Here is a 797-nt window from a genome sequence, read left to right as displayed (position 1 = left end):
GCATTTGTCTGTACACAGGCACCAGAAACAGCTGCATGCTATCGCGGGCGTATTCTGACTCACGAGCCGTGTGTGAAAACAGTTTAATAGTGCTGATATTGGTGTAGCTGTCGACAATACGGCCTGTCATGGTTGAGCGCGCATCGGCTTGCTCAGAGGCCACATCTTTCAGTTTCGGTACAAAGTAAATCTGAATCGCGATGTAAACCAAAAGCCAGACAATCATTGGAATCATTAAACGCCAATCTGCAGCTGCTAACATCACGATCATACTAGTGAAGTAAACCGTCACGTAGACAAACACGTCCATGCTCTTCATGACCGTTTCACGTACTGCGAGAGAGGTTTGCATCACTTTGGTCGCAACGCGCCCTGCAAAATCATCTTGATAGAAGTTCAGACTCTGATTGAGCAGATAACGGTGAGCAAGCCAGCGAATGGACATTGGGTAGTTACCCAACAAGGTTTGATGCACCAGCAAAGAGTAGATAACAACCAAAAGTGGCATTACAACCAGAAGTAAGACGCCGTAAAAAATCAGATCCGCTCGGTTATCTTGCAAAAAGGTTTCTGGATTGCTGGTGGAAAGCCAGTCCACCAGTTGGCCCATTGCACCAAACAGCATGACTTCAACGATGGCAACAATCGTCGACATCAGTGACATGATGATCAGTGGCTTTTCATACCCTCGGGTGTAATGGCGTAGAAAGGCAAAAATCCCTGAAGGGGGCTGATCGGGCGTAGATTTGGGAAACGGCTCTGTGAAGCCTTCAAATCGTTTAAACATAACTCATCCT

1 protein-coding gene is annotated in these 797 nt (G+C 46.8%); it reads right to left on the bottom strand.

All coding sequences use genetic code 11. The features are described 5' to 3' along the window. Positions 1 to 787: ABC transporter transmembrane domain-containing protein (locus R8O10_RS24660; RefSeq protein ID WP_318191880.1), on the bottom strand; the 787-nt coding region annotated here is incomplete at its 3' end. Positions 788 to 797 lie beyond the last annotated feature (10 nt).

Source organism: Vibrio sp. 1727 (assembly GCF_033344415.1).
GTDB classification, from domain to species: domain Bacteria; phylum Pseudomonadota; class Gammaproteobacteria; order Enterobacterales; family Vibrionaceae; genus Vibrio; species Vibrio alginolyticus.
This window is presented reverse-complemented; position numbering and strand designations above follow the sequence as displayed.